The following is a 23,770-nucleotide window of genomic DNA, read 5'->3' on the forward strand; positions in this document are numbered from 1 at the left end:
TCACTCGACGAGCTTACAACCGCGATCGACACCGCTCTTGAACAGCTTTCGATTCCAAAAGTGAGTAATTATTTCTAACGGCTACTATAAGTCCAAGGACCATACTGGCCGATATAAAATCGAAAACGCTATGCCGGGCCTCTCAGGCGGCCATATCAGGGACTGTCACTCTAAGTACGTTCCCGTCATTATATTCAAAGTCGATCTCCCCGCGGAGTTTCTGGAGACACCAGTAGACGATCCACAGGCCGATTCCCTGTCCGTGTTGGAGTGGTGTTTCGTCGCCGACCCGGAGAGCGTCGATCTCCATGGCGGGGATGCGGTCGTTGTCATCGCGAATCTCGAAGACGACCTCGCCGCCGTCACTCGCTGTCTTGCTGGCACGCACGGTCACTGTCGGCGTGGGGTCGTCTGAATGAACAAGTGCGTTCTCGATAAGATTCGTGAACACGACACTGAGCAACATCGTATCCGTCTGAAACTCAAGCGTCGATGGGGTCACGGTCGATTCAATTGTCGCATCGCTGTGTGCCTCGGTACAGTCTTGAGTCACATCAGCGAGGATGGCCGAGGCCGTCGTAGTTGTCGGCTGTGCGTCTCGCTGTTGGATCTGTTTGAACGTTTTGCCCTTTTCAGAGATTGAGCGTAATCGATCGCTTGCGTCCTCAATCGTCTTCGCCTGTGCTTCCTGATCGGGGTCTTCGAGGGTGTTCTTGAGGAGATCCGTGTACCCGCTGATCAACGTCGTTTCGTTCCGCAGGTTATGTCTGAGCACGCGGTTCAACACCGCAAGCTGCTGTTCGCGCTGCCGGTCCTCAGTTACGTCGTACAGCGCGATCATCCGCCCGACTGGCGATCCGCCCGGGTCAGTCAACACCGTCTCCGAGATGGCAAATGTGCCGCCCTCGTCGGATTCGATTTGGAGGTCGCCGGCGTCACGCAGCGTCGCTATATCAACACCGAGGACGGACTCGACAGACACTGGGAGTGCGTCTGGCACCGCGTTGGGAAACAGTGCTGCCGCACGGTCGTTGATGCGAACAATCTGCTGTTCCATATCCAGAATCACGACCGGATTCGGCAGTGAATCAAGACCCGTCTGTTCGGCCATCCGTTGTGTCGCTGGGTTCGTCCGGAACATGTGTGTCCCGACGAACGCGTACCCATCCAGCGCGACGTGGACCAGCATCAGCGGCGCTGTGAGGTGTAACTGCGGCACCGGCCCGATTTCAAGCAGCCAGACGGAGACCCCGACAGTCGGGGGTGCGGTGCTCAAAATGACTGCGATAGCCTCACGTCGATACAGGGGGCCGTAACTTACAATTGCGCCGATCAACAGCAGCGAGCCGACGGCGGCGGTGCCAATTGAAAAGAGCAAGGCGAAGACGCCCCACGGTTGGACCGTGTACGTGGCAGTCGCCAGCCGGAATGCTGGATCGATTTGAAAATTCGTCCAGACAAGCTGGTGGATCGGATTTGTCGCAGTGAGCACGACCGTGAGCAGTGGCACACCAGCGACGGGGCTAAACAGCGGCGAGCGAATAAAATCGCCGCGCCCGGTGTAATCGAGCCCGAACGCGAGGAAAAACGGCCCCATGAATGAGAGTGCGATGAATGAGACGGCGCCAAGCGCGATCCGGAGTGACGGGGTAAACACGAGCAAGCCAATCGGGTAGGCGGCACAGAACACGGCCACCGCCGCAATGTTCCCCATGAACCACGCCGCTCCGGAGCGGTCCCGCTGATGATACAAATACTGAAGCAAATACAATGACCCGAAACTGGCCCCGAACGACGCCGCAATGATCCCAGTTCCGATCGCTGTTGGGATCATGTTTCCTGACTAGACTGGCCTGAACAAACTATATCCTTCGGTCGCGCAGTCCAGTGATCTCACCTGAAGCACGTCTTCATTGCTGCGGTCTCTCACAGTGCTCGACGTTGTGAACTGGAGATCAGTGGCACCTCCTTCTGTAATTTGTGCCGCAGCTATGATCGCGACTGGTGGAGTCTGTCTCCTCACCACAACGGCTCCTCCGTCGAAACGTCACAGGACGGACGCTCCTTAGTCGTTCCTCTCGGAGTGACCGCCACAAAGTTCGTCCCCTCTCGTTTACACTTGTATGATTCTGTTGAAATCTTATTCTTCAGACATACTCTCGTCTGAAACAGCCGGTCGATCAAGAGTGCTTACTGATTAGCCGAGCCGAAGCAGCTATTACGACTCATTACAGTATATTACACATGCCAATCAGTATCGATCAGTTTGAGGGCGACCTTGGCGACTTCCTTGAGATACAAGAAGGCACACAACCGCACCGAATTCTCCAGTTTCTCGCGGAGCATAGTGATGAGGCGTTCACCCAAACGGAGATACATGAAGGAACAGGGATCAAGCGGGGGAGTGTCGGTGCCGTTCTCTCGCGTCTTGAGGACCGGAGCCTCGTGCGTCATCATGGACGATACTGGGCCATCGCCGAGGACGACCGGCTTGCTTCATACGCGGCTCAACAGCGAGCCAGCTCCGCTTCGACGGCTGACGACTACTACAACGAGGAATGAGTGGAAACTACCTGACTCAAGGAGAGAGTCCCGCCCTTTACGGCGGGCGTGAATCCGACACACTACGACACATACCCCGTCCGACGCTTACTCCGGGGTATCCTCCCTAACTTTCTTTTCTCCCTCAAGGAGCAATCCCTTCCATGTCAATCCACGATGTTTCTTCAGTTGATTCAGTCGTTCGTACTGTTCGTCGTCATCGAACTCGATGCGAATTGCGACCATATAGTATCACATGAATGGAACAATTATGTGCGTTAGGGTATAACCAATAGGTGATGAAGCGGGCCAATACGTTCGATGTGATTCCGCAGTCCAACGAGGACGAGGAGTTGCTTCGACGCCTGTTGGACGCTTCTGCCGCTCTCTGGAACGAAATCAACTACGAGCGCCGCGAGAACTACGCCGACACAGACGAAGACGTGTGGGACATCAGCGAGTATCGCGGTCGCTACGGCGGGACACTCGGTGCGTCCACGGTTCAACAAATCGAACGCAAGAACCGCGAAGCGTGGAAGTCGTTCTTCAGCCTGAAAAAGAATGGCGAAGCCAACGGTAAACCCGGATACTGGGGGAACTCGGAAGACGGACGAGAACTCCGAACGTACATCCGCAACACGTCATNGTAAACCCGGATACTGGGGGAACTCGGAAGACGGACGAGAACTCCGAACGTACATCCGCAACACGTCATACTCAGTCGAGTGGGGTGAATACTCCCGGCTCGAAATCCTCGCCGGCAAAGACCTGAAAGACGAGTACGGGTTGGGACACCGCGAACGCCTCCGGCTCGAAATTCGAGGCGATCCCAATTGGAAGGAGTACGAGAAACAGGGCCGGTTGGAGTTGTTCTACGACGAGCAAGCACAATCATTCAGGGCCTTTCAGCCAGTCACAATCAGCGAAAACCATTCCCGACTGGCGCAACCACTGGCTTCAGAAGAAGCCGCTCTGGATATTGGTGCGAACACCCTCGTCGCTTGTACAACCACGACCGGTCAGCAACTCTTGTACGAAGGACGCGGGCTGTTCAAGCGGTTCCGTGAAACCACACGAGAAATCGCTCGCCTCCAATCGCTCTTGGAGGACGGCCGATACAGTAGTCACTATATCCGACGCCTGTACGATCGGCGTACTAATCGACGTGACCACGCTCAAAACGCCCTCGCCCGCGAGCTCATCGAACGCCTGTACGAGGATGGCGTTTCGACGGTGTACGTCGGGGCGCTGACGGACGTGCTTGACACGCACTGGTCGGTAGAGACAAACGCGAAGACACACAATTTCTGGGCGTTCAGAGCGTTCGTGAACCGACTGGCGTGTACCGCCGAAGAATACGGCATCTCGGTGGAAGTGCGGTCTGAGGCGTGGACAAGTCAGGAGTGTCCGAACTGCGGTTCGACTGAGAATACGACGCGCCACCGCGACACGCTNTCGGTGGAAGTGCGGTCTGAGGCGTGGACAAGTCAGGAGTGTCCGAACTGCGGTTCGACTGAGAATACGACGCGCCACCGCGACACGCTGACGTGTTCGTGTGGCTTTGAGGGACACGCAGACCTCTCCGCGTCAGAGACGTTCTTGAGACGGCAGACGACGGTAACACGGTCGATGGCACGGCCTGTATGCCTCAAGTGGGACGACCATTCATGGTCAGAGTCATCACGCTCTCTTCGTCCCAACGAGGAGCATACGAACCCGCAAGTTGCCTCCGTGGGTCGGTAAGCGATACCCCCCAGCGCGAGGAAACCTCGCCGTTCACGGCGAGGAGGATGTCATTGTGAGCCATCCGAGTCTTTTATTTGATTAGTGTCTAACGAGTCACATGGACGATTTCATTATTGTCGGGGCTGGGCCCCCAGGCTCCCGGTTTGCGTATCAGGCTGCCACGGCCGGGTATGATGTGACGCTGCTTGAGAAGGGTGAGGTCGGCAAGCCACTCGCGTGTTCGGGACACGTCTCAACGGATATCTGGGAGTATCTGCCTGCGGACGCGAAAGATGACCTCTTTCAAAATCAAATTTCAGGCGCTCGGTTCCACGTTGGGGGTCCAGATTCGACGGCGTACCCATTCTATAAATCTGAGACAATCTCGCATGTCATTGACCGAGTCGGCTTAGACAAGCGGCTTGCGCGCCGCGCTGCTGCGGCGGGTGCGGATCTTCGTGACGAGCACACTGTTGTTGACGTCGACGAACAGTCTGACCGTGTTGTCGTGACGGCGACGACGCCTGATGGCTCGAAAACAACGCTGACGAGCCGGATGGTTGCTGGCTGTGATGGGCCTACCTCACGGGTTCGGCAGAGTGTTGGACTCACAGCACCAGCCGAACAGCTCCACGGCGTGTTAGCGTTCAGTGAGGAGCCTGACGCAGGTGATCGGGTTGACGTCCATCTTACAGCCCCGACGTTTTTCGCGTGGCGCATTCCGCGTGGTGATGCGGGCGTCGAATACGGATTGGCAGCGCCGCCCGGTGCTGAAGTGCCACAACTGTTTGACGAGTTGACCACTGCCTATGATGTCGATCCTAGCCGACGGTGTTCTGGAACGATCCCGATTGGCCCGCCTGACTCGGTCACCACTGACCGCGTGTTCCTGCTTGGCGATGCGGCCGCCCAGACGAAGCCGTTCACCGGTGGTGGGATCTTGTACAGTATGACGGCCGCCGATATTGCGGCATCGACGATCGATCCGACCGCTCCAAGTTCACTCGACAGGTATGAAACACAGTGGCGTGACGAACTCGCGACTGAGATCAGGCTTGGGTCGCTAATTCGTCGGTGTTACTCGCTTCCTGAGCCGGTCCAACGGGTGGGGTTGCGTGCGCTCGACGGCGAAATTGGCGTCCATATGGATCGCCCAAGTTCGTTCTTTTCGCGGGCACAGCTGCGTCAGCTCTTCTCCTAATCTTGCTTTTTCACGGTCATCGCGTGTGTTCGTTGTCGGGTTCTCTCATCGTGAGTCGGCTTCTAGTGTCTGTCGAGTGTTCCAGTAGTGCCGGGCTCGGAGTCCGACGAACACAACACCGGCGACCCCGATGAGGGCAAGCTGTGGGTGTGCCCCCATATCTCGGTAGATATTGAACAGTCGAATCCATGGTGGAATATCATCGGCTGGCGACGTCGGCAACGAGACGAGTGGATACACGAGGAACCGGGCACTCCAGAACTCCCCCGCAAGTAAGAATCGATAGCTGTCCCCGATCAGGTGGCTCGCATACCCGAGAACAAACGCGGCTGGAGTAACGCGTCGTACCCATTCAATTCGCGAGTCAGCCTGCCACCGATCACGCAGTTGGTGTCCAACCCACCACAGTGTAAGCGAACACAGCGCGAACGCAAACACAGAGTGAGCTAATGACCGACCGTACGGGAGGATACCGAGATACGCAAGCGGCTTGTCGATCATATCCGGGAACTGGCTCCCAATAGCGAGCGGGACAAGCGCGAGTTGCGCTGGGAGGCGGCGTGTCCGCACGGCTGCGTAGGGCACATACCAGAGATACGCAAACGCAAGATGGCCCAACGGAAGCACATGTTGACGGTTGCGAGACAGCTTGATAGGGGTGGCGCTCTCAGGTGTCAGACAGGAGTACACTGGAAACTAGTCTTGTGCGACCGATGAACCGGATGAGCTGTCTGTATTTGCTTCGGTTGTTGTCGCTGCCATGACCGCAGCGGCTTGTGGCTCACACAGTTGTTCTGTTGTTCTTTCTGGGAGAATCCACGCGCTGTCAACGTGTTCTGGACTCAACTCAACAGTCTGGGTTTTCGTATAACACCGGTAGTGGACCGCAAATCGACCGTCACCGGCTGTGTTCACCCATGAGTTCGCTTTCACAACATCTTCAATTTCGACTGAGAGGGCGGTTTCTTCACGCACTTCCCGATGAAGGCCTTGCTGTGGAGGTTCATCCCGACTGAGGCGGCCTCCAGGAAGTTCCCACTCGTGGTCGGTTGCTCGTTTGACGATGAGCACTCTACCGCGCGTATCCAATATCACCCCACGGACGCTCACCGTCGCACAGAGGAGATCCTCAGTCATTGCCAACCGTACCATCTAGATGGTGATAAACATCTGGTAAACAACACTTTATAATGAGCTATCAATCAATATGTTGGAATAGGGTGATACTCTCATCTCAGTGGGCGTCGTGTCCGCGTAGCTTATGCGCTTTTCGACCGATAGAACCGCCCATTCGTTGATCCTATACTCACGGATAATCGAAAGTGACGACTTAGTTAGAAGACGCCGAACACACATCTAGTATGTGTTTCTCAATAATTAGTGTGATCAGCGTGGGTACTATTCCACGCTAAACCCCGTGACGGGGGGGCCACATACTATCTATGACCGATTGAATATAAGAATAACAAGCCACCTCACCGGACCGGATTGTGAGAAAGCCATCAAACCAATAGGCCACCACGGAGGGAGAAGAGAAACCAATCCATGGAACTCCTCTGAGCAAAACCTCCCGGGGACCCCCAAACTGGCGCTGTTGACGGCACTTGTACAGACTCAGGCCATCTCCTCCCAGTAGCGACCCCCATGGCGATGGAGTACCGTCGGGAAACAGACTCTATTTGTCTGTCCTCTTTCCTACGACTAGGCGCAGTGATCGTAGCCGCCCAGCCTTCAGAGTGATTCTGCTGCCTGGGGACCGACTGACCGAACGACGCACAGACGCATCGATATCGGTATGATTGCTGCCACTCACCCAGCCGTGCGAATCGAGACGACACGACGCCGAGAAACACTGTCTTCTTGAGTCATCTCTGATCGTTGAACTACTGTCAGAGATATCGATCACCTCGCAGAGTGCTGTTGGCTTCCCGCTCTCCTGCCGGCGGGAGTGCCGGCAACTCCAATCGCGATCGCCAAACCACTCAGATATTGTATGTTCTGATCTGGGTCTCTGTGATCGCCTAAAGAGCAGCAGCGGAACCCGGAGCCGATCTGTGGTGGTGGCTGCGAGCATCGATTGGCAGAAACATTGTGTGTCCCGCTTTGCGGTTACTTTCACATCTCCGATATATTGTCCGACGGAAGTTGGATCCCGGTGGGTGGTTCGGCATTGTTATTCTTATATACAATCGGTTAGCACTAGGATGTCCTACTGTCGTCGTGCGGTTTAGTGTTTAGTAGGGTGACCCGTCTACATCCTACTTTACCGTAGTTTCACCCTAGTTTGTGCGGGTACTCTCGTAGTGTGTGCCGCTGATTGTCTCTGCTAGAGATCATATCGGTGTCGACTGGTGGCTCCCTGTCGGGACACTCTTCACAGAACAATGGCGGATCAGTAGTCACGCTGTAGCGCCACGAGCCGATGCCGACATTTCTATAACTGGTCAGAATACGTATACCCTGTCGCCACCTGATCAAGCACCTCGACGAGTGCGGCGGCGATTCCGAGCGAACACACTGCCCAAAGGACATCGGCGATCGGACGTGTCACTGTTCCGTCACCGAAAGCGAGCAAGCCACCAACTAGGGCAGTTAGCGCGACACCGAGCGTTATGAAGCTCAGCCCAACGTCCCACGGGTTCGAAAGCCGACCCCCTCCGAGTTGCGCGGGAGTTACTGCTGGTCGCGCAGCAGTGTTTGGGAGCGGCCAGATCGTTGTCTCGACATTGTGTATTGGAGTTGGATCGTTCATCACGATCGACTCTCGGATGTTATCCGTGTGTGTCCCATCAAATGCTGCGGCAACGTCTCGGTTCGGTGGGAGCGCAAAAAGGATCGCTCCGTTATGTTCTACTCGCTTGAGAATCCCGGCATCAACCAGCTTATCTATAGTCTTCCAGTAGGTCTTTCTCGTTATGTCCCTCGTCTGGCCCAAATTATTCTGTTCATGCCATCGAATGAGGTCCCCAAGGCGGAACCACTGTCGGTCGGTTGCGCCTGCCCGCAGTTGGACAAGACAAAAAGCTGTTATTGGGTAGAACTTGTGACGGTGCTGTCCATTTGTCACGATATCTCCGTAGCTTGGAAACACATCCTTCATGGTGTACTCCTCACTTTGAGCAATCTGATCGGAGACCCAATCCGGTATAAGCACACGCAGATTCTGCGTGAGTGGGTCATCAATATTGATTTGGTCTACAGACATTAACGGGTACACTGTCGGCCGTCAATTTGAATGTTATTCTGAAATTTCACCCGACTGAATCAAACGACCGTTCCGATGGGCTTGAACGGCTATGTTAGCTGGATATCGGCGCTAAGCCCCCACCCTCAACGGAGCGACCGAAGAGAGCGGAGTAGGGTAGGGTAGTTCACTTTTTGCGCTGATTGTGGCTACGACTCGGCCTCGCTAGAGTGCTGTCGTGGGGAGAGTTCGTCTCTTTTGACGTCTTGAGGCCTGCGCTGTCCGGTTCGTCAAAAAAAGCCGAGCAATGAGATACTTCTTCAATATAAATATGGCGACGAATAGACACCCATCGATTGGTGGCGCGAATTATCTTCTCAGTCCCCCTTGCTACGCACACAAGATGCCAACCCACCTCGACATGCTGAACCGAACACACACACCTGACCGCGCCGGCAGGTTCTGGCGCACTGACAATACACATGAGATGACCGAACATGCTGACCCGACACTCCCACACCAACCAGGAGCGGCGAAGCTACCCCAGCCAGTCGCACTAGGGGACACGACCGCCACCGACTGGACTGACGCAGTTATCCGACGGATCGATCCCACCAGCAACGCCCGCTACAGAGACGCTCACTGACGTATAGACACTGTACAAATGTACGTTCCACGCGCAACTGACCCACCGGACCAACAGACGCCGGCGGTCGCGCGGCATGGCGCGATTCAGTGTCGTCAAAGCGGTGTCGATGATCCCTCACTTCGGATCTCGAATTCGCTGGGGCCGGCCCTCTCTCGGGTCCTCACACAGGGGCTCCGAGACACATCGTACGCATCGATGGAACTGCTCGGGCTGACCGGCGTTGCGGTCCCAACTGTCGTGCTCCATGGGAGCGGTATCGACCGACATAATACGGGCTGGATCGGCGACGCCTCGCCGCCGTCAACAACAGACGCCAGTGATGCGTTAGCAGCGATCTGTACCGAGACGTTGCCGGATTGGTACGGCGTCGAAACGGGAACGCTCGTGCTCGATCCAGTTGGGCTTGCGGCCGCCCCGACCAGTCGGCTCGTTGTTCGTGAGGGGGCACCCTCTGGGGCAACGCTCGAGTCATTGGTCCGGACAATTTTCACCCGTAACCACACCCGGAACGTGCCGACGCTCTGTCAGCTGCTCGTCCAGTATCGGGGCCACGATCGGTATCGGGTAACGGTCCGTGTCGCCGAACTCGGCGGTGCGTCTCGGCCGTTCGGCCGATATGGGCTCGCATCGTCGGTGGCGTCGCCGGCTCCTTGCCCGATCGATCGCGAGACACCGTCGACGATGACGTCCAGTCGGCGCTTGGCGACCGACGACTGGGAGACGCACGTTGAATCGAGCTATACACCGACACCAGGGCTGTCGGCGAGCGACGGAAGAACGCCTGCCTCAGACGCAGCGGAGGTTGGCTTACAGCTTCGGACGAGCATTCACGAGTACGCGGCGCTGCTTGCGGGAGCCACCGCCACGGAGCCGTATGAAGCGCTCACAGCGACGCCAACGATGGTCCTCTCGGAGACGGAGGTAGCAGGGCTCGTTGATTTCACGCCCCACTACGAGCCATGTCGCTGGCCCGAGACGTCCTCACGGGGGGCGCCGCGGTTCATTCGTGAGACCGTCCACACTGAGGCCGCCGGGACAGCGCGCGAGTCGTTGCTTGCCGGCCCACAACGAGAAATGACGCAGGGCGGCGTCCAAGGTGAGCCCTCGATCGGTGCGTTTGTCGACGGGTGGCTCTCAGTCAATGCCAGCAGCCACGAATCGGTCACGAACTGTTCACCTGGCGACCCGCATTTTCGTGGCCATCCCCACGACGCGACGGGGCCCGTCGTCGTGGCCGATCCCGAGGGCAACGGGTCAAAGGAGTCCATCACGAACGCTGGAGCACTCATTATCGCGGCAAATCGGGCACACCGGGCAGACGCACACCTCCTCGTCATCACGCCCACAGCGGAAGCCGCTGACTGGGCCCGCGACGTGTTGACCGTTCCGTATGTGCGCCGCCGTGGTGACGCCGTCGAGTTGTACACACTCCCGAAATCCATCCACACGACACGTGGCGACGTCCTTGTTGCGCCTCGGTGTTCGGAGCCGGTCTTCTGGACGGTCTCTGATACTGGAGATCGAGCGTTGTATCAGGGCGATCGGTGTCTCGGGTCCGGCCCGGTGACGGAGCCGCTCGGGTCGTATCCCTTCGAGTCGCCGCGAGCAAGGCGGCAGGATGGCTCGCTTTCCGTCAGTACTCACGACGGGGATATTCAGGCGGAGTTTGGCACAGATGCGGCGTTGTACGACGAGTATCGGGTTGTCCAACGTCCAATTTTGCCAGTCCAGCCGCTGTTCTGTGCGGACGTTACGGTCGCCCACCGGGTGGGCAGTTCGCTCCATGAACCCCCTGTCCCGTTCCAACAGTTCGAGGAGACGAGCGGCGGGCGCCACCGGCGGCATCGTAACCGGGCGCTCTCGGAATTTCTCGAGCTATACACCCACCGAGCACCAGGGCGGACAACCGCTGGGACCAGCACCGCGCCGCGATTCGTTGACCAGCTAGCGAGTTGGTATGACGGCCACTCAACCCGAGCGCCGATTTGGCCGTTTGTTCGGTCGCAGATGGATCGGCGCCGGGGCGAGTGCGAAATAACCGATGACGGCGCGCTGACTGGCTACGCGTGGTGGACGCCCGCTCGGACGCTCTCGCTCGACCTCGCACACGGTCGCGCTGGTGAACCTGCGGTTGATCGGTCAAACAACAACTAGCAACGTCATGAACTTCAGCGAAGTCACACTCCGGAATCCGCGACGCGGGGGCCACTATAGCCGACCGAGGCCGCGGTGGCGCCACGCGTTGTGGAGTGCGGTCGCGCGATGTATCAACTCCAACCAGCGCCACAGCCAGCGGTCCGTCTTACCGCTGACTGTCCACGCTGGTGTGGCACTAACGCGGTTCCCCACTCCCTTCACCCAATGATCAACACTCACGACACCCGATTGTACGTCGATGAGAACGGCGAAATCCGGGCGTATCGACTGAATGCCGTCAGACTGGTCTTTCCTGGCTTGACTGACGAGACCGACGAGCGACGGCTTGAGAATCTGATCCCATTGGACGACGTCGCCGAAGACATCCTCAACGAGTACGGGATCGACCTGCTTGAGTTGTTGACGTGGCCGGGGAAAAGCCAACAGGAGTATTTCCTGATCGGTCATAGTAAGGATGGCGGCGCAGGCTCACAAGCCGACCACCCGGCGGAATCACCGGATGTGGGGGGTGATGATACCACGGGCAGGACCGGGACACAGACGACAATTGAAGACGCTTTTGACGGCGAAGACGATGCGACGACGGCAGATGGTGAATCTGACCAGCCCGTCTCAGAGGGACGCGACGGCGACCGAGATACGCGGGCCGACCGGATCAAAGCGATCGTCGATGATCACTATGGCCACCTGCTTAGCACCCAGACGTGCGCCATTGATCTTGGCCCGGTTGGCCAGATGCCCGTTCCCACAAGTCGGTTACTTCAACCCAAAAATCTCTCTATTACCCCACCAACAGTCTCTCAGACCGCTGCCACGGCTGAACTCGTCCACCATCTCAACGAAGAGCGCATCTCGTATCTCCACCACAGCCTGTTAGAGCCCGCCGGCGAGAAAGCCCCGCATGATTATCTCGTCACCTCGCGGCTCGCGCCGTTTGGTACTGGACACGGGATTGTCACCGAAGACGACCTCGAACAGCATCTTGCGGCTGATAACGACTACCGAATCTCCGACTACGTGCCCGGCCCCTCGACAGACAACTGGGATCTTCCCGTCGAGGCACACAAGCGCTATGCGAATAAGCAGACGACGCACCCGTCAAAACTCGAACAGTATGATGAGATGAGCCTCCGAGATGGTTCGGTCGAAGCGCTTGGTATCGGCTTTCCGGACTACCGTGCGCTCCTTGCCGGTCGTATCCACAACGACGATCGGTATGAAGAACTCTTCGGGGCCTATGGCCGGATCCCGATCACAAAAGCCAATCTTGAGCATTTCTTCACGGTCCTGCCCGAGTACTTTGAGGTGAGTTCATTCGGGCAGCTCACGACCGTCGACGAACCGCGCGTCTACACGGAAGAGCTCGGCAGCGACGTCCCTGGCACCCGGCAGTCCTACGGCACAGATCACACCGGCGATTCGACAGCGCTGTCTGACAGCTCTGATGAAGAGTCAGAGCCGCACAAAGAGTTGGTCATCGAGCGAATCAAGTTCCTGCTTCGGCACGGCCACGAGATTGTTGCCGTCGATCAGGATATCATCAGGATTGATCTCGATGATCCGGATCCCACGGAGGAACAGTATCTGGACGGAGAGTCTCGCCCGGATATTGTGAGTCAAAAAGACGGCGAGATTCTCTTCCACGAGATCGAAGTCGAAAACGACACGAAGCCGGCCGCACTGCTCACGAATCTCGCTCGGGCCGACGCGCACGATCATCCTGTCCATGTGATCACCGAATCCGAGTCTGAAGCCCAAGGGAAACTGTGGTCGGATCCGCCCGAGGCCAAAGATGGCCCCGTCAGTATGGCGTTCAAAGACACCGACGATGTGGGGACGATCCCGTACAACCAGGGGAAAACGGTCTCGACCGACGAATGTTGGTATTTGTTACCGCGTGTGCTTTCTGAATCGACGTGGCGACTGCTGCCAACAGATACTGCCCAGCTGGTTGGACCAGACGGCTCAATCCTCGCGGAAGGCGATGCCGAACGGCCGGTTGAGTCGTTCGAGTTCCACACCCCCCGCGTCCGCGAAGACGGAAGCGACTGGGTGTTAGAGTCGGCCTCTGGTGAGGAGCTTCGCCGGCGACAGACGAAAGACGCCGCCGCAAGCGGCTACACGTACATCCGGAAGCCGCTCATCCCGACACGGTTCGAGTATCTTGAAAATACGACCGTCGAATTTCAGTCGGGGAACGGCTTCACTATCTTCGAGAAGCCGCCGCTGTGGGAGCAGCCACAGCAAAATGCGTCAATTCGCTACGAAGAAGCCGCGAAAACGTTCGTGGAGTTAGTCACAGTCGAAGAAGAGGGCACCGAGATCCCGATTCCCACACTTCGCCGGCGGTTCAAGACGTGGTACACCGAACAGACGGATCTCAAAGAGCCGAACAAGACCTGGTTCGGGCGCGCGCTCCGCGTGTACTTCGAGGTTGATGATGAAAACGACCACAACAAAACCCTCGTCGATCGAACGTTCCGGTTCTCCGAAGGGCTCGAATCACCGGCGCTGTCTTTCATCGACGACGAGGCGTAGCGCTCTCGACAATTGCGAATTTTAACACGAGGCAATTTCTAACGTACTCCTGAACCTTCGGCTAGTTCACTAGACGCATTGAGCGAACTCTCATCGTGTTCCCGTACTCAAAATCAACAGCGGTAGGTATACACAGTGTCAAATTTGATCCCGTTATTCAAACTAGTTTATGCTCAATATGATTGAGACACGTCACGCACAATCTAATTCAAAATGAGAACGCAAGACCTCCCTTCGGATGCGCCCGGACACTATCAGGAGTCATATCCTCATCCATACTACATTCCAGAAAAATTGCCTGTTTCATCCCCGATCGAGATCGATGACGAACTCACCGCAGTAATCTCGGACGCGGCATTTCAACTAGGACGGATTGATGGAATCAGTCCGACAGTCGATTTCTCGCCGGTGATGTACACGTCGCTTCTCAGACTCGAAGCCGTCGAGACTGCCGAAATCGAAGGCGCAGATGTCGAGATGGATGAGGTATACGCGTATCACACACGAAGCAAGTCCGGCACCACCGGGAGCGTGAGTCGTGATCTTCAACAAGTGCTGAACGCGGAACAAGCGCTTCGAGACGGCTTCGACGCGATCACAAGTGGGGAACCGATTTCGATACCATTGCTCAAATCTCTCCATGAGACACTGCTTGGAGGAGTTCGGAACGAGGGTGATACTGTCGGCGAGTGGCGAGACACTGACGTCCATATTCCGTCCCTACGGGGGGGTCAGCCTCCGTTTGTCCCCCCACCAGCAAACACTTTCCCAGAATTAATGGACTCGCTAGAGGCGTACATTCAGATGGGGGGTGAGTATCATCCGTTGGTCGACTTGGCGATCACTCACTACCAGTTCGAAACAATCCATCCCTGTTCGGATGGCAACGGCCGTCTTGGGCGGATTCTGATCGTGTTACAACTCCATGCGGCCGGCTATCTGTCCGATCCATATCTCTATCCGAGTGCATATTTCAATCGAAACAAACAGGAGTACGTTGAACGGATGCGGGCAGTCAGCGAAGAAGGCAACTGGCGTGACTGGATCGCGTTCTTTGTTGAGGGCATTGAAGAACAGGCCCGCGATTCCTACGAGCGGACGTTCGAGTTGGTCGAACTGCGCCGAGCGTACGAAACCCAATATCCGGATCAAAAAACGAGCCACAAGCTCGCCAGAACGCTGTTTGAGCTTCCGTATTTCACTGCGACCGATGTCACCGAACGGTTCGATGTGAGCAGACAGACTGCCTACAACGCGATCGAAGAAGTTGAGGCAAACGGCTTAGTTGTTGAGGTGACGGGCCAACAGCGGAATCGCGAATACAAAGCGGTCGATATCTTCGATATCCTCGAACGGGGGCCACACCGTTGAGTTCGTTTTGGGCTGTCTGCTTTATTGAATCGGATGACGAGACGGGAGCTATTCCGCGGCATCGTCAATGAGCGAGTGGGCTTTTCTTCGAAGGCCCCCGGTCATGTGGAGTCCGTGTGAGTCAAGTCGCCTGACAAGGGTGTGCGCTTCCTCTCGGTCAAGCCCTTCCTCCACAGCACGAACAACAACACCAACTGTCCCGGTGACTGTCGCGCCGAGCCCACGGGCCGTGGTCCGAACACGCTGATCATCTGAAACGATCCCAATTGGTCGATCCGCGGCAGTGTAGGCCAACACAGCCGCAATCAACACGACGTCTCCATTGCGTTCAGTCTCATCAAGCACTTCTTTGGCCTGGTGAATTCGATCGTGAACAGTTGGATCAGTCGTCGCAACAGCATCTCGACTGACAAACCGACTCAGGTTTGTTTGTGCGGGTTCCGTCGTCACCTCGGCTTGGACTGCGGACAGGACAACGATCTCTCCACTAAAGTGTGTCAGCTGTTCGAGTTCACCGACCGTTCCGAGTGCGATACACGTCGTGGCGTCGAGAAAAATCCGCGTCACAGATCACGCGCCGCGGCAGCGTCAGATTCGATGTCCTCTGGGGACAGTTGGGTTGTGAGATTGTGTTCGCGAGCAATCTCGAGCCACTCTGCAAGACTTACGTCGGCAAGTCGGGCTGCCTCGTTGACCGATAGTTCGCCACTTTGGTACCGTTCAATGGCGACACGCTGCCGAATAGATGAGAGCCCTTCTGCGAGTGCCTTCCGGATGACTGTGCTCTTGTCTTCGTCTAGGAGTTCACTTACCGCTTCGAGTTCGTCCTTATCATCGTCGGGGACACGAGCGCTAATTGAGGGCATGTATACACGGTAGTACGTTGTACTACAAAATGGTTTCTCACGTTGGAAGCGGTCCGGACCGGTGCCTGTGCCGTGAAAGTGCGGCTTTGGGCGATGGCCCGCCGATATCGAGCGAACTGAGTCTGGGACCACATACCAGCGAGACCCGGATCGACACCTGATCGAACAGATCCATCGCTTATCGATGGCGGATGACCTCGTCGATCGAATACAGGCTGCGAAAGCCGAGATCGCCGACTATCGTGGGCGGTACGACACGGACACTCCCGACGAACTGCTCGTCTCTGACCGGACGCTCACAGCCGAGGAGCTAAGTGATGTCTCACACTGGCGAACGGCTGTCCGGGATTTGGAGTATCTTCGCGCCGCGTATCGAATCCAACAGGCGAAACGACGAACACCCTCCTCGAGTGTGGAGACATCAGTGGGAGATTCCGATCCCGCATCCGCGCAGTAATGGTTCTCGGAAACGGAACCACTCTGGACCCGGACGCGATTCTCGTGAGCGTGAACACGGTGGCAGACCAACTCGGACGTGGGTTTCTTCGGGCGCAGTACAAGAATACGCGTCACGGGAGCCACGAGGATGTCCCGTCTCGGCCACGAGAAGCGAGGATTACGGTTCAACCGGGTATCCATCAGGAGGCGGGGTACTTCGACATCCAGTGGTGGACAAACGGAGACTACAAATATCACTATCGGGAGCAGGGGCTGGAATTCCGATTCGGCTGCGAGCAGTCGAACGAGAGCACTACACACCCCGTTTATTACTTCCACCCTCCGAACGACGTAGGCACGCACATACAGTCGTGTCTCGGGTCGAATCACCCACCAGAACGGGTGACGCGCGCCGTCCTTGCGACGTGGTGGGCCGCTGTTCGGAGCGGCGACGAAGTGGTACTGAACACGCAGGACGGGCTCCCGTGAGACGTACTTGCCAACGCGACTCACCGCACTGACACGTAGCGAGCGGAAGCCCACTCCTCCAGGGGTAGGTCTGAGCGACAAGCCAGCAAAGTAGTGAATGTGCTATCATACTCTCCCGAGAGGGCCAGTCCCAACGAGGAGCGCACAAACCAGAGTACCAGCAGTGGGAAAGTTGCCTCCGTAGGTCGATAGCGAACATCCCCACCGGAGGAATCCCACCCCTTCAGGGTGGGAGGATGTCAAGATCACGCTCTCGGTTTCTGCCCATGGACACTGCCCCCAGCCCGTGGCTTCGTGCCCGTGTCGGCCATCTGCTGTCATTTCCGAGCCTCGATTGCCCCGACTAGCGACGGTAGAGTCCGTGGGCGACGGAGACCCAGATACTCTCGTCGCAGTACAGCGGCCGCGTCGTGCGGACGCCGGCTCGCAGGACGACGATCGGCAGTCGCCCGTGTAACACATGTGTTCTCTAGAACACAATTACAGATTTAACCAACGCAGTTGACCGATGTTGTTGGTTAATATTGGCCGATCTGAACGCGGGTACCGGCTGCCGTTGGATCTGTTTGTAGCCCTCGAATGGGGTGAGAGGGAGTTGGGTGAGGAAGGTGCCCAGCGCTCTCTCGTGCTAGGATGAACTACCAACGAGTCAAATCGCCGCGAGTGGCTTCTTTCACGTCGACAATGATCCCGTCGACGTGGCAATCGGTCACACGCGTGCGAGACCCAGTTGTATCGAGTCGCACAATCCTTGGGCAACGAGGGCAGAATCAACGGTCACCGATCAGTGACCAATCGCGCAGCCATAGCCGACCACTCAGCGAGGCTAGGGACAATGGGTGACGACGAGCTCCGACAGGCCGTCCGCGACGCGTGGGGCGGGGCGTGTCTTGTCTGCGGCCGATCCCCTGAGAGTTGGCTCAACACCACCTCCGGAGAGCGACGGCAGGATGTGCTCTCACTCCATCACATCAACGGAGACGACACCGACGACCGTGTCGCCAACGTGATCCCGCTGTGCCAGAGTTGTCATGTCCACATTCACAAAGTCGACGAGCCGCCCTACCGGCAGTGGCACCGACAACTGCCGATCGAACACCGCAACGCGTGGAACGCTCACTACAAAGAGTACTACGAGGGACCACGGATCAGCAGTAACGAGGCAGCCCGGCTGTTCGGCGACGACGATGGGACGCCAGCCAGTGAAAAGTATCGTCGCCATGAGCCAGGAGTGGCGACGAACGAAGACGATCCTGCGGAGTCAACGTCGGACGCGACAGCTGAGGGAGACACCGAAGCCTCGGTGACTGGCGACGCCGAAACGGACACTGTACCCGAACCGGACCGTGGTCAAGTGTCTGCCACTGATCCAGCCGCGATCGGTATCACGTTCGTTCCTCCCGAGTCGTCACGCCGTCGGATCCGGTTCGTCGAACGTGACGATGGACCGGGATGGTGGCGGGTCGACAACGAGTGGACTGGCTGTCGATGGCGGCCGGTGGGACGCGAACCGGTCACCGACGTGGTAGTGAGTAGTGGAGGTGGCTTCGTCGAAGAGTAGCTTGCTAATCTCGCATCATATTTCCGGGTACGTTGAGCGACTTCTCCCTACTCGGGACCCGCGTTGAGAGCGTCCAGAGAAGCTCCCTCGATTGCCACCTCGCGCCAACGACTAATCACTGCTCGAGTAATAACTTGGAGTTGGGTTTCTTCGCCCAGAAACGATGGTTCAGCAGCCCCAGCGTCCGGTGGTGGGTGAAAATGCGCGTCGGGGGCATTTGCTTTCGGGTGGTTGTCGAACCGAAAATCGAGTCCGTCAGGTTCCGTATACTGGTAGCGATATTCCCCAGTGTTCCACCACGTGATCTCCATTCGACCTGCCGCGTCTCGGCCAGATGAAAACGTCACGACGAGCTCGGTTGGATTCACCGGATTGTCGATTGCTGCGGAGTCGACAAGTGGCTCTTCGGTCACGAGCAGATCCCGAATCTGTTGAAGCACAACGGAATTGACGGGCCCAACAGGGCCGGCAATATCACCGGCCATCGGTTACTTTGTTGCCGCGCCAAGATCGCGAGCTCGACTATAGTTAATCGCGGCTTGGGCGATATGGAGGTTCCGTTCAGTCGTCTGCCACGCAGCGACTGCCTCCCACGCCCCGTCAGGGGGATTGGTCTCCAGCGACGTCGCAAGTTCTTCTGGGGACACAGCGTCGTACGTGTCCTCGAAGTCCCGAATTTGCTGTTTCATTGTCTGGACGTTTTCGAGAAGCGTCTCTCGGCTGTGGTTTGTCGAAAGGTCTCGAATGCGCTGGTACAGGAGGGTATCCTCGTTGCGCGTGTATTTTGTTCCAGTACCCTCCTCTACTGCGGTCGCCGTTCCAATGTCGACGAGTGAGTTGAGATGTTTTCGCGCAGTCGGCTCGCTTACAAGCGCTTCCTCGGCAATGTCGCCCGCGGTTTTCGGCGCTGTCGTCTGTTCAATTGTCTGGTGGACCCGTTCTAGTGCCGTCGTCGAACGTTTCCACTGGTCACGAGCGCTGTCGAGCGTCTCATGATCGGAACCCATACGTGATTATTCGGGACTCTACATAATATATGTTTCTCTAAAAAATTATTATTGTGTTTGAAGCGTACATCCAGTACTCTTGGGTGTAGTAGTTGATGAATAACAATATCTGAACAGGGCTGTTCCGGGATATGGGTAAGCGTCACTATCCGGACGAACAGTCTGGATGCTACTACCGGCGACTGACGGACTGCTGTTGGGTTTGCTACTTCCGAATTATGCTTGGAATTAAAACGACGTAGCTCCCGTGGAGATGGATTCAGAATGGCGTGAAAATGGATGGAACCGCTTGAGTTCCTGAGTGCCTTGGGGCCTCCCCCAAGGTGATCTAACTGAAGTCGTAGTCGCTCTCTCGCGCGTCGACGTACGCGTCGTTGCCCGTTCGATCAGGGACATAACAGGGGCCGCGGTCAGCCATGTGGAACACGGGTGCCTCGATGTCGAGGCTCGTTTTGCGGTGGAACAAGAGCGGGAGTCGGTCGCGTAACTCTTGGATGAACGGTTCGCGCCGGGCGCGGAGCGTGCCGCGTGGCGGCCGACAGTTGGTCAACGGTGGCAGTTGATCGTCGTGGAGATCGGGGTCGGTGATGATCCGGACGTCGAGCAGTTGTGCCAACTCCCACGCACCAGCGGTCACGTTCCGGGCGACAGCAAGGACTGGCATTGCTCGTGCGAGCGCGGCCCGGAGGGCGACGGCTTCGACTGCGTCACGCTGGACGGCCGTCTTGTGCCAGTCTTTACACTCAACAACGAGGAAGTCATCTGGATCCCCACGGAAGTCATCGCGCCGGGCGATCACGTCCGTTTCGAGGCCGAAGAGCTGCTCGTTGCGAGCTGTCCTGTACCCCCATTCTTCGAGTGTTTCGGCCACTTCTGTTTCGAACCAGCGGCCGTTCGTTTGGTCGTGGTCCGGATCCTCGCCATCCGGCGTGCCGACGCTGTCGAGGTCGGTTGTAAGATCGTCTACGTTGTTACTCATTGGTGGGTTCCTCCACACTGTCGGCTGTTTCTGCGCGTGCGGCCGCCTGATCGAGCGCTGTGGCGATTGTTTTGGCGTCTGCGGGTGTGAGGGCCGCGTAAGTGACCTCGTCGTTAGCACCGAAGCTGAGAGTCACCCGGGTATCGTCGGCTGCGGTGTCGACTTGGATGGCTCCGGTCACTGCTGTCGGGCGGTTGCGTCTGACGACTGTCTCCAGATCGAGCGTTGGGTCACTCATTGGTGGCCTCCTGTTGGCAGTTGGGTTTGTGGCGTTGCGACTGCTGTTGTCGGGATTGGTCGGGCATTTTCGTGGGTTGGTGTCTCGGTGGTATCGGATGTACAGTGACTGTTCGGTCGTTGGCTGTTGGTGTCTCTTGGATACATTGTGGTCGCAGCTGGGCAGGGGGTGAGTCTGACTGGCGGTTGCCTGCCCCAGTCGGTACTGCTGGGACCGCTCGTGTGTGCCGGCGGCCAGCTCCCCGCTTCAGTGATTGGTGCGTCTCGATGCGTCTCCAGCTGTGTTGTTCTGTGGCCGCTGTGCGGTGGGAGCCACGTCGTTACCGGCGGTGTTCGTGGGCTTGTTGTCGTCCACCGGCGGTGGCCCCCTTGCTGGACTGCTTGGACGCGATCGAGCTCGCGGACAGCGCTGATCCGCCGGTCGTAGCTGCTCGCCGAGATGTCTGCTCGCTCGATCAGTCTCGACCGGCCAAGTGGGCCGTCAGATCGGAGAAGCGCGGCGTACAGCTTTGTTGCTGTCGGCGTCAGGTCGGGCCGGAAGCGCGTCGGCGAAAGCGTGGCTGCGGCGCGTTCGACGGCGGCCGGTGATGGTGTGTGAGACTCGTTCAGCGCTCGGAGCAGGCTCACCACGACGTCGTACGGACACGCACGCTGGGTGTCCGCCGGGCCGAACGAGCGCAGACACAGCCGGATGAGCCGCTGGCGCTCACGGGGTGTCCACTCAACGTCTTGGATCATCGCTATCTCGTCGATTACCCGCCGGATGGCGGGGTAGGTCGTCCCGTCGACGACCGGAATCTCGAGTGTTGGTGCGGCTTCAGTGCCCTCGGCGATCGCCTCTCGGACCTCGGTGAGTTCCGCATCGAGTGCGGTGGCAATTTCGTCGCGAAGTTCAGTGGCTGTCGGGCCCGCAACCACCCACGACATGGTGAGGTCCATCGTCGCGTTTTGGTCGGGTTCGTACGGAAGTCGGCGACGCAGTTTTTCGGGGCGGTCTTCGAATAGCAGTCGGTAGCCCGAGTGAATCCCGTACGCGGACTGTTTGGGCGCTGTTTTGGCGAGGAACCCACAGAGGTCTTGGAGGGTGGTGGTGTTGCGTGCGAGAGCGTCGGTGTCAGGGACTCTAATGGTAGTTGTGAGGTCGATGCCGGCCGCGTGATACAGTTGCGTTGCCGAAGCGATGAGCCCATGAAGATCCTCGAAGAGGTCGCTTCGGGCGGCCGTGTCGTCACTACCCGCGAGTTCAGCGACTTTTACGAGAAGATGATCTCGAACGGTGGTGATTCGCTGTTTCCATGCCTCGTACGTTGTTTCGTCATCGCTGAACCAGCCAACTTGGTGACCACGACGGAGGATGCGGCTGACATCGTGATCGGGAGTTTTGTGGAGTGTCTCGAACTCCTGGCCAAGCCGTGATGGGGTAAGGATTTTCGAGAGTGCTTTGTTGCTCAGTAAGGCGTTCGCGAGACGTCCCAACGTTGCGAGGGGGCCGCCCCACTGGAGCACGACGAGGGTTTCTTTGTTGGTGTGGCTGAGGTACGCAACACGGCTATCCTCAAACGAACGTGGCTGGCCATCCACGAGCGTGATGGCGTTCTCATGCGCGACCGTGCTAAATCGCTCGTGGAGGTGGGCTGGGGCGTCTGCTGGGCCAGTGAGCCACTGGACGTATGCCCCGCCTCCGTCTGGGTCGCCAGTTGCTGCCACCCACTCGTCGGGTGTGGGTCGTGTCTCGCCCGGTCGGCGGGACGACACTGTACTTGTATCGTCCTGAAGGGTTGTGGTAAGACCCTCTCCGAGCCGGCGTTGATCCGAGGGGACGAGTCCGTAGTTGTCGTCGAGACACTGCTGGACGGCCAGTTTTCCGAGGTCGGTCAGTTGGACCGTGTTCTGTTGGCCACGACGATCGACCGTGACGACGTTACGAGTCTCGAGATCGAGGACATAGTTGCTGATCGTGCCGTCGGCGATATCGATCGCGTGGTCGTTGGCAAGGTCCCGGTAGCTCCGGGCGTACTCTGTACTGAGGTTCCCGAGGAGTCGGCGTTTCCCTGGTTCGGTGTCGAGATCACGGATGGCCTCCCATGCGGCGTCGACACTCTGGGAAGAGTGGTCGGTGTTGGGGGACCGATCCCGGCTGTCAGTAAGATTGAGGTGACAGTCGGTCCAGTCCGGGTACCGTTTCGAGAGATGTCGTTGGACCGTAGGGGATGCGACGAGCCTGACGTCGAATCCAGTAGCGAGGACAGCCATCGTCGCGAGTGCGCGAACGCCCGTGCGGCGATCCCTGAGAGTGGTCCACGCCTGGCCATCTAGTAAGAGCGTGATGACGCGTGGCTGGTCGTCGAGTTCACGATGGAGTACCACCGGACCCCTCGCGAGTGCGCCGAGTCCGGCGTTGACTGGCCCACGTCCCGTGCCGATGCTGGTGACGGTGTCGGTTAGCTCGGCCTGTCGCCGTTGGTGGTACTCGGTGAGCGCGCTGTTAGGTTCGTCTCGGTAGGTGAGCGCGAGTTCCGTAATCGCGCGGGTGTACGCAACGGCCTCAGCGATGTCGTTGGTCCATGGGTTGTCCAAGGTCTGCCACGCAGGCAGCGTTTCTGCGAGGAGCTGTGAACTCGTCCGACACGGATCTGTGGCGGCGTGATTGCGGATGGTCTGCTCAGTGCGGGGCCGGAGCTTAGCGAGGAGCTCCGGTACCCACTCAGTTAGCTGAGGCGAGACCGCTGAACAGACGATTCCCCCGGTTGAACTGGTTGTCTCGGGACTGACAAGCTGGACCCCACGCTTGCGGGCCGCAGGCCGGCGTGTTCCCACAGCCGATCAC

At 57.8% G+C, this 23,770-nt stretch carries 18 protein-coding genes and 1 pseudogene; 8 read left to right on the forward strand and 11 right to left on the reverse strand.

Annotation, left to right across the window (positions count from 1 at the left end):
* Positions 1–142: 142 nt before the first annotated feature.
* On the reverse strand, positions 143–1,834 hold the full coding sequence (locus tag C464_RS12560; protein ID WP_006114100.1) for a sensor histidine kinase: 1,692 nt from the start codon (positions 1,832–1,834) through the stop codon (positions 143–145).
* Positions 1,835–2,244: 410 nt separating this feature from the next.
* Here C464_RS12560 and C464_RS17530 point away from each other — a divergent pair, with 410 nt between their 5' ends.
* From C464_RS17530 to C464_RS12575, 3 genes and pseudogenes are all read left to right on the forward strand, one after another.
* A complete protein-coding gene (locus tag C464_RS17530) occupies positions 2,245–2,562 on the forward strand; it encodes a MarR family transcriptional regulator (RefSeq protein WP_006114102.1) in 318 nt (105 codons plus the stop codon).
* 278 nt (positions 2,563–2,840) lie between these two features.
* Positions 2,841–4,284: pseudogene (locus tag C464_RS12570) on the forward strand (RNA-guided endonuclease InsQ/TnpB family protein).
* Positions 4,285–4,384: 100 nt separating this feature from the next.
* A complete protein-coding gene (locus C464_RS12575; RefSeq protein ID WP_049911139.1) occupies positions 4,385–5,467 on the forward strand; it encodes a geranylgeranyl reductase family protein in 1,083 nt (360 codons plus the stop codon).
* Positions 5,468–5,512: 45 nt separating this feature from the next.
* On the opposite strand, the gene C464_RS17540 is transcribed toward C464_RS12575, so the two are convergent.
* The 3 genes from C464_RS17540 to C464_RS18545 all read right to left on the reverse strand — a co-directional run bounded on the left by C464_RS17540 (position 5,513) and on the right by C464_RS18545 (position 8,672).
* Positions 5,513–6,157 carry a metal-dependent hydrolase gene (locus tag C464_RS17540; protein WP_321163239.1) on the reverse strand — a complete coding sequence of 215 codons (645 nt, stop codon included), beginning with the start codon at positions 6,155–6,157 and terminating at the stop codon, positions 5,513–5,515.
* Between the two features lie 6 nt (positions 6,158–6,163).
* Entirely contained in the window at positions 6,164–6,604 is a 441-nt protein-coding gene (locus C464_RS17545) for an NUDIX hydrolase (RefSeq protein ID WP_080510441.1), read from the reverse strand.
* Positions 6,605–7,901: 1,297 nt separating this feature from the next.
* Positions 7,902–8,672 (reverse strand): hypothetical protein, encoded by a 771-nt coding sequence (locus C464_RS18545; protein ID WP_152420940.1) that lies wholly within the window; start codon positions 8,670–8,672, stop codon positions 7,902–7,904.
* Positions 8,673–9,495: 823 nt separating this feature from the next.
* Here C464_RS18545 and C464_RS12580 point away from each other — a divergent pair.
* The 3 genes from C464_RS12580 (at position 9,496) to C464_RS12590 (ending at position 15,366) form a co-directional block, all read left to right on the forward strand.
* Positions 9,496–11,454, forward strand: coding sequence for a hypothetical protein (locus tag C464_RS12580; RefSeq protein ID WP_204365997.1), 1,959 nt, complete (start codon positions 9,496–9,498; stop codon positions 11,452–11,454).
* A gap of 207 nt (positions 11,455–11,661) precedes the next feature.
* A complete protein-coding gene (locus C464_RS12585; RefSeq protein ID WP_006114108.1) occupies positions 11,662–13,995 on the forward strand; it encodes a hypothetical protein in 2,334 nt (777 codons plus the stop codon).
* A gap of 213 nt (positions 13,996–14,208) precedes the next feature.
* A complete protein-coding gene (locus tag C464_RS12590) occupies positions 14,209–15,366 on the forward strand; it encodes a Fic family protein (protein ID WP_049911140.1) in 1,158 nt (385 codons plus the stop codon).
* A gap of 48 nt (positions 15,367–15,414) precedes the next feature.
* On the opposite strand, the gene C464_RS17550 is transcribed toward C464_RS12590, so the two are convergent.
* Both C464_RS17550 and C464_RS12595 read right to left on the reverse strand, forming a co-directional pair.
* Positions 15,415–15,933: a hypothetical protein gene (locus C464_RS17550; RefSeq protein ID WP_006114110.1), complete on the reverse strand. Its 519-nt coding sequence runs from the start codon at positions 15,931–15,933 to the stop codon at positions 15,415–15,417.
* Positions 15,930–16,232 (reverse strand): UPF0175 family protein, encoded by a 303-nt coding sequence (locus C464_RS12595; protein WP_006114112.1) that lies wholly within the window; start codon positions 16,230–16,232, stop codon positions 15,930–15,932. The genes C464_RS17550 and C464_RS12595 overlap by 4 nt, the downstream gene beginning before the upstream one ends.
* Before the next feature lie 106 nt (positions 16,233–16,338).
* On the opposite strand from C464_RS12595, the gene C464_RS20075 reads away from it, so the two are divergent.
* Together C464_RS20075 and C464_RS17560 are read left to right on the forward strand one after the other, a co-directional pair.
* The gene (locus tag C464_RS20075) at positions 16,339–16,689 is read left to right on the forward strand and encodes a DUF7342 family protein (RefSeq protein WP_449404382.1); all 351 of its coding nucleotides are present in this window, start codon (positions 16,339–16,341) and stop codon (positions 16,687–16,689) included.
* Positions 16,690–17,994: 1,305 nt separating this feature from the next.
* A complete protein-coding gene (locus C464_RS17560) occupies positions 17,995–18,720 on the forward strand; it encodes an HNH endonuclease signature motif containing protein (protein WP_080510443.1) in 726 nt (241 codons plus the stop codon).
* A gap of 47 nt (positions 18,721–18,767) precedes the next feature.
* On the opposite strand, the gene C464_RS18550 is transcribed toward C464_RS17560, so the two are convergent.
* The 5 genes from C464_RS18550 to C464_RS17565 all read right to left on the reverse strand — a co-directional run bounded on the left by C464_RS18550 (position 18,768) and on the right by C464_RS17565 (position 23,760).
* Positions 18,768–19,205, reverse strand: coding sequence for a hypothetical protein (locus tag C464_RS18550; RefSeq protein ID WP_152420941.1), 438 nt, complete (start codon positions 19,203–19,205; stop codon positions 18,768–18,770).
* 3 nt (positions 19,206–19,208) lie between these two features.
* The gene (locus C464_RS12610; protein WP_006114116.1) at positions 19,209–19,727 is read right to left on the reverse strand and encodes a winged helix-turn-helix domain-containing protein; all 519 of its coding nucleotides are present in this window, start codon (positions 19,725–19,727) and stop codon (positions 19,209–19,211) included.
* 328 nt (positions 19,728–20,055) lie between these two features.
* Complete coding sequence (locus tag C464_RS12615; RefSeq protein WP_006114117.1) at positions 20,056–20,706, reverse strand: restriction endonuclease; 651 nt, start codon at positions 20,704–20,706, stop codon at positions 20,056–20,058.
* Positions 20,699–20,944: a hypothetical protein gene (locus C464_RS12620; protein ID WP_049911141.1), complete on the reverse strand. Its 246-nt coding sequence runs from the start codon at positions 20,942–20,944 to the stop codon at positions 20,699–20,701. Before C464_RS12620 ends, C464_RS12615 begins: the two co-directional genes overlap by 8 nt.
* The gene (locus C464_RS17565) at positions 20,941–23,760 is read right to left on the reverse strand and encodes a hypothetical protein (RefSeq protein WP_006114119.1); all 2,820 of its coding nucleotides are present in this window, start codon (positions 23,758–23,760) and stop codon (positions 20,941–20,943) included. The genes C464_RS12620 and C464_RS17565 overlap by 4 nt, the downstream gene beginning before the upstream one ends.
* Between the last annotated feature and the right edge of the window lie 10 nt (positions 23,761–23,770).

Origin of the sequence: Halorubrum coriense DSM 10284, from assembly GCF_000337035.1 — an archaeon.
Taxonomy (GTDB): Archaea; Halobacteriota; Halobacteria; order Halobacteriales; family Haloferacaceae; genus Halorubrum; species Halorubrum coriense.

What these genes read in the sequence shown, in the direction of transcription:
- C464_RS17545 (WP_080510441.1), bottom strand. Translation starts at nt 6,604, where the DNA reads ATGACTGAGGATCTCCTCTGTGCGACGGTGAGCGTCCGTGGGGTGATA.
- C464_RS12560 (WP_006114100.1), bottom strand. Translation starts at nt 1,834, where the DNA reads ATGATCCCAACAGCGATCGGAACTGGGATCATTGCGGCGTCGTTCGGG.
- C464_RS17560 (WP_080510443.1), top strand. Translation starts at nt 17,995, where the DNA reads ATGGGTGACGACGAGCTCCGACAGGCCGTCCGCGACGCGTGGGGCGGG.
- C464_RS12615 (WP_006114117.1), bottom strand. Translation starts at nt 20,706, where the DNA reads ATGAGTAACAACGTAGACGATCTTACAACCGACCTCGACAGCGTCGGC.
- C464_RS18545 (WP_152420940.1), bottom strand. Translation starts at nt 8,672, where the DNA reads ATGTCTGTAGACCAAATCAATATTGATGACCCACTCACGCAGAATCTG.
- C464_RS12610 (WP_006114116.1), bottom strand. Translation starts at nt 19,727, where the DNA reads ATGGGTTCCGATCATGAGACGCTCGACAGCGCTCGTGACCAGTGGAAA.
- C464_RS17530 (WP_006114102.1), top strand. Translation starts at nt 2,245, where the DNA reads ATGCCAATCAGTATCGATCAGTTTGAGGGCGACCTTGGCGACTTCCTT.
- C464_RS12580 (WP_204365997.1), top strand. Translation starts at nt 9,496, where the DNA reads ATGGAACTGCTCGGGCTGACCGGCGTTGCGGTCCCAACTGTCGTGCTC.
- C464_RS12585 (WP_006114108.1), top strand. Translation starts at nt 11,662, where the DNA reads ATGATCAACACTCACGACACCCGATTGTACGTCGATGAGAACGGCGAA.
- C464_RS12590 (WP_049911140.1), top strand. Translation starts at nt 14,209, where the DNA reads ATGAGAACGCAAGACCTCCCTTCGGATGCGCCCGGACACTATCAGGAG.
- C464_RS12575 (WP_049911139.1), top strand. Translation starts at nt 4,385, where the DNA reads ATGGACGATTTCATTATTGTCGGGGCTGGGCCCCCAGGCTCCCGGTTT.
- C464_RS18550 (WP_152420941.1), bottom strand. Translation starts at nt 19,205, where the DNA reads ATGGCCGGTGATATTGCCGGCCCTGTTGGGCCCGTCAATTCCGTTGTG.
- C464_RS12595 (WP_006114112.1), bottom strand. Translation starts at nt 16,232, where the DNA reads ATGCCCTCAATTAGCGCTCGTGTCCCCGACGATGATAAGGACGAACTC.
- C464_RS12620 (WP_049911141.1), bottom strand. Translation starts at nt 20,944, where the DNA reads ATGAGTGACCCAACGCTCGATCTGGAGACAGTCGTCAGACGCAACCGC.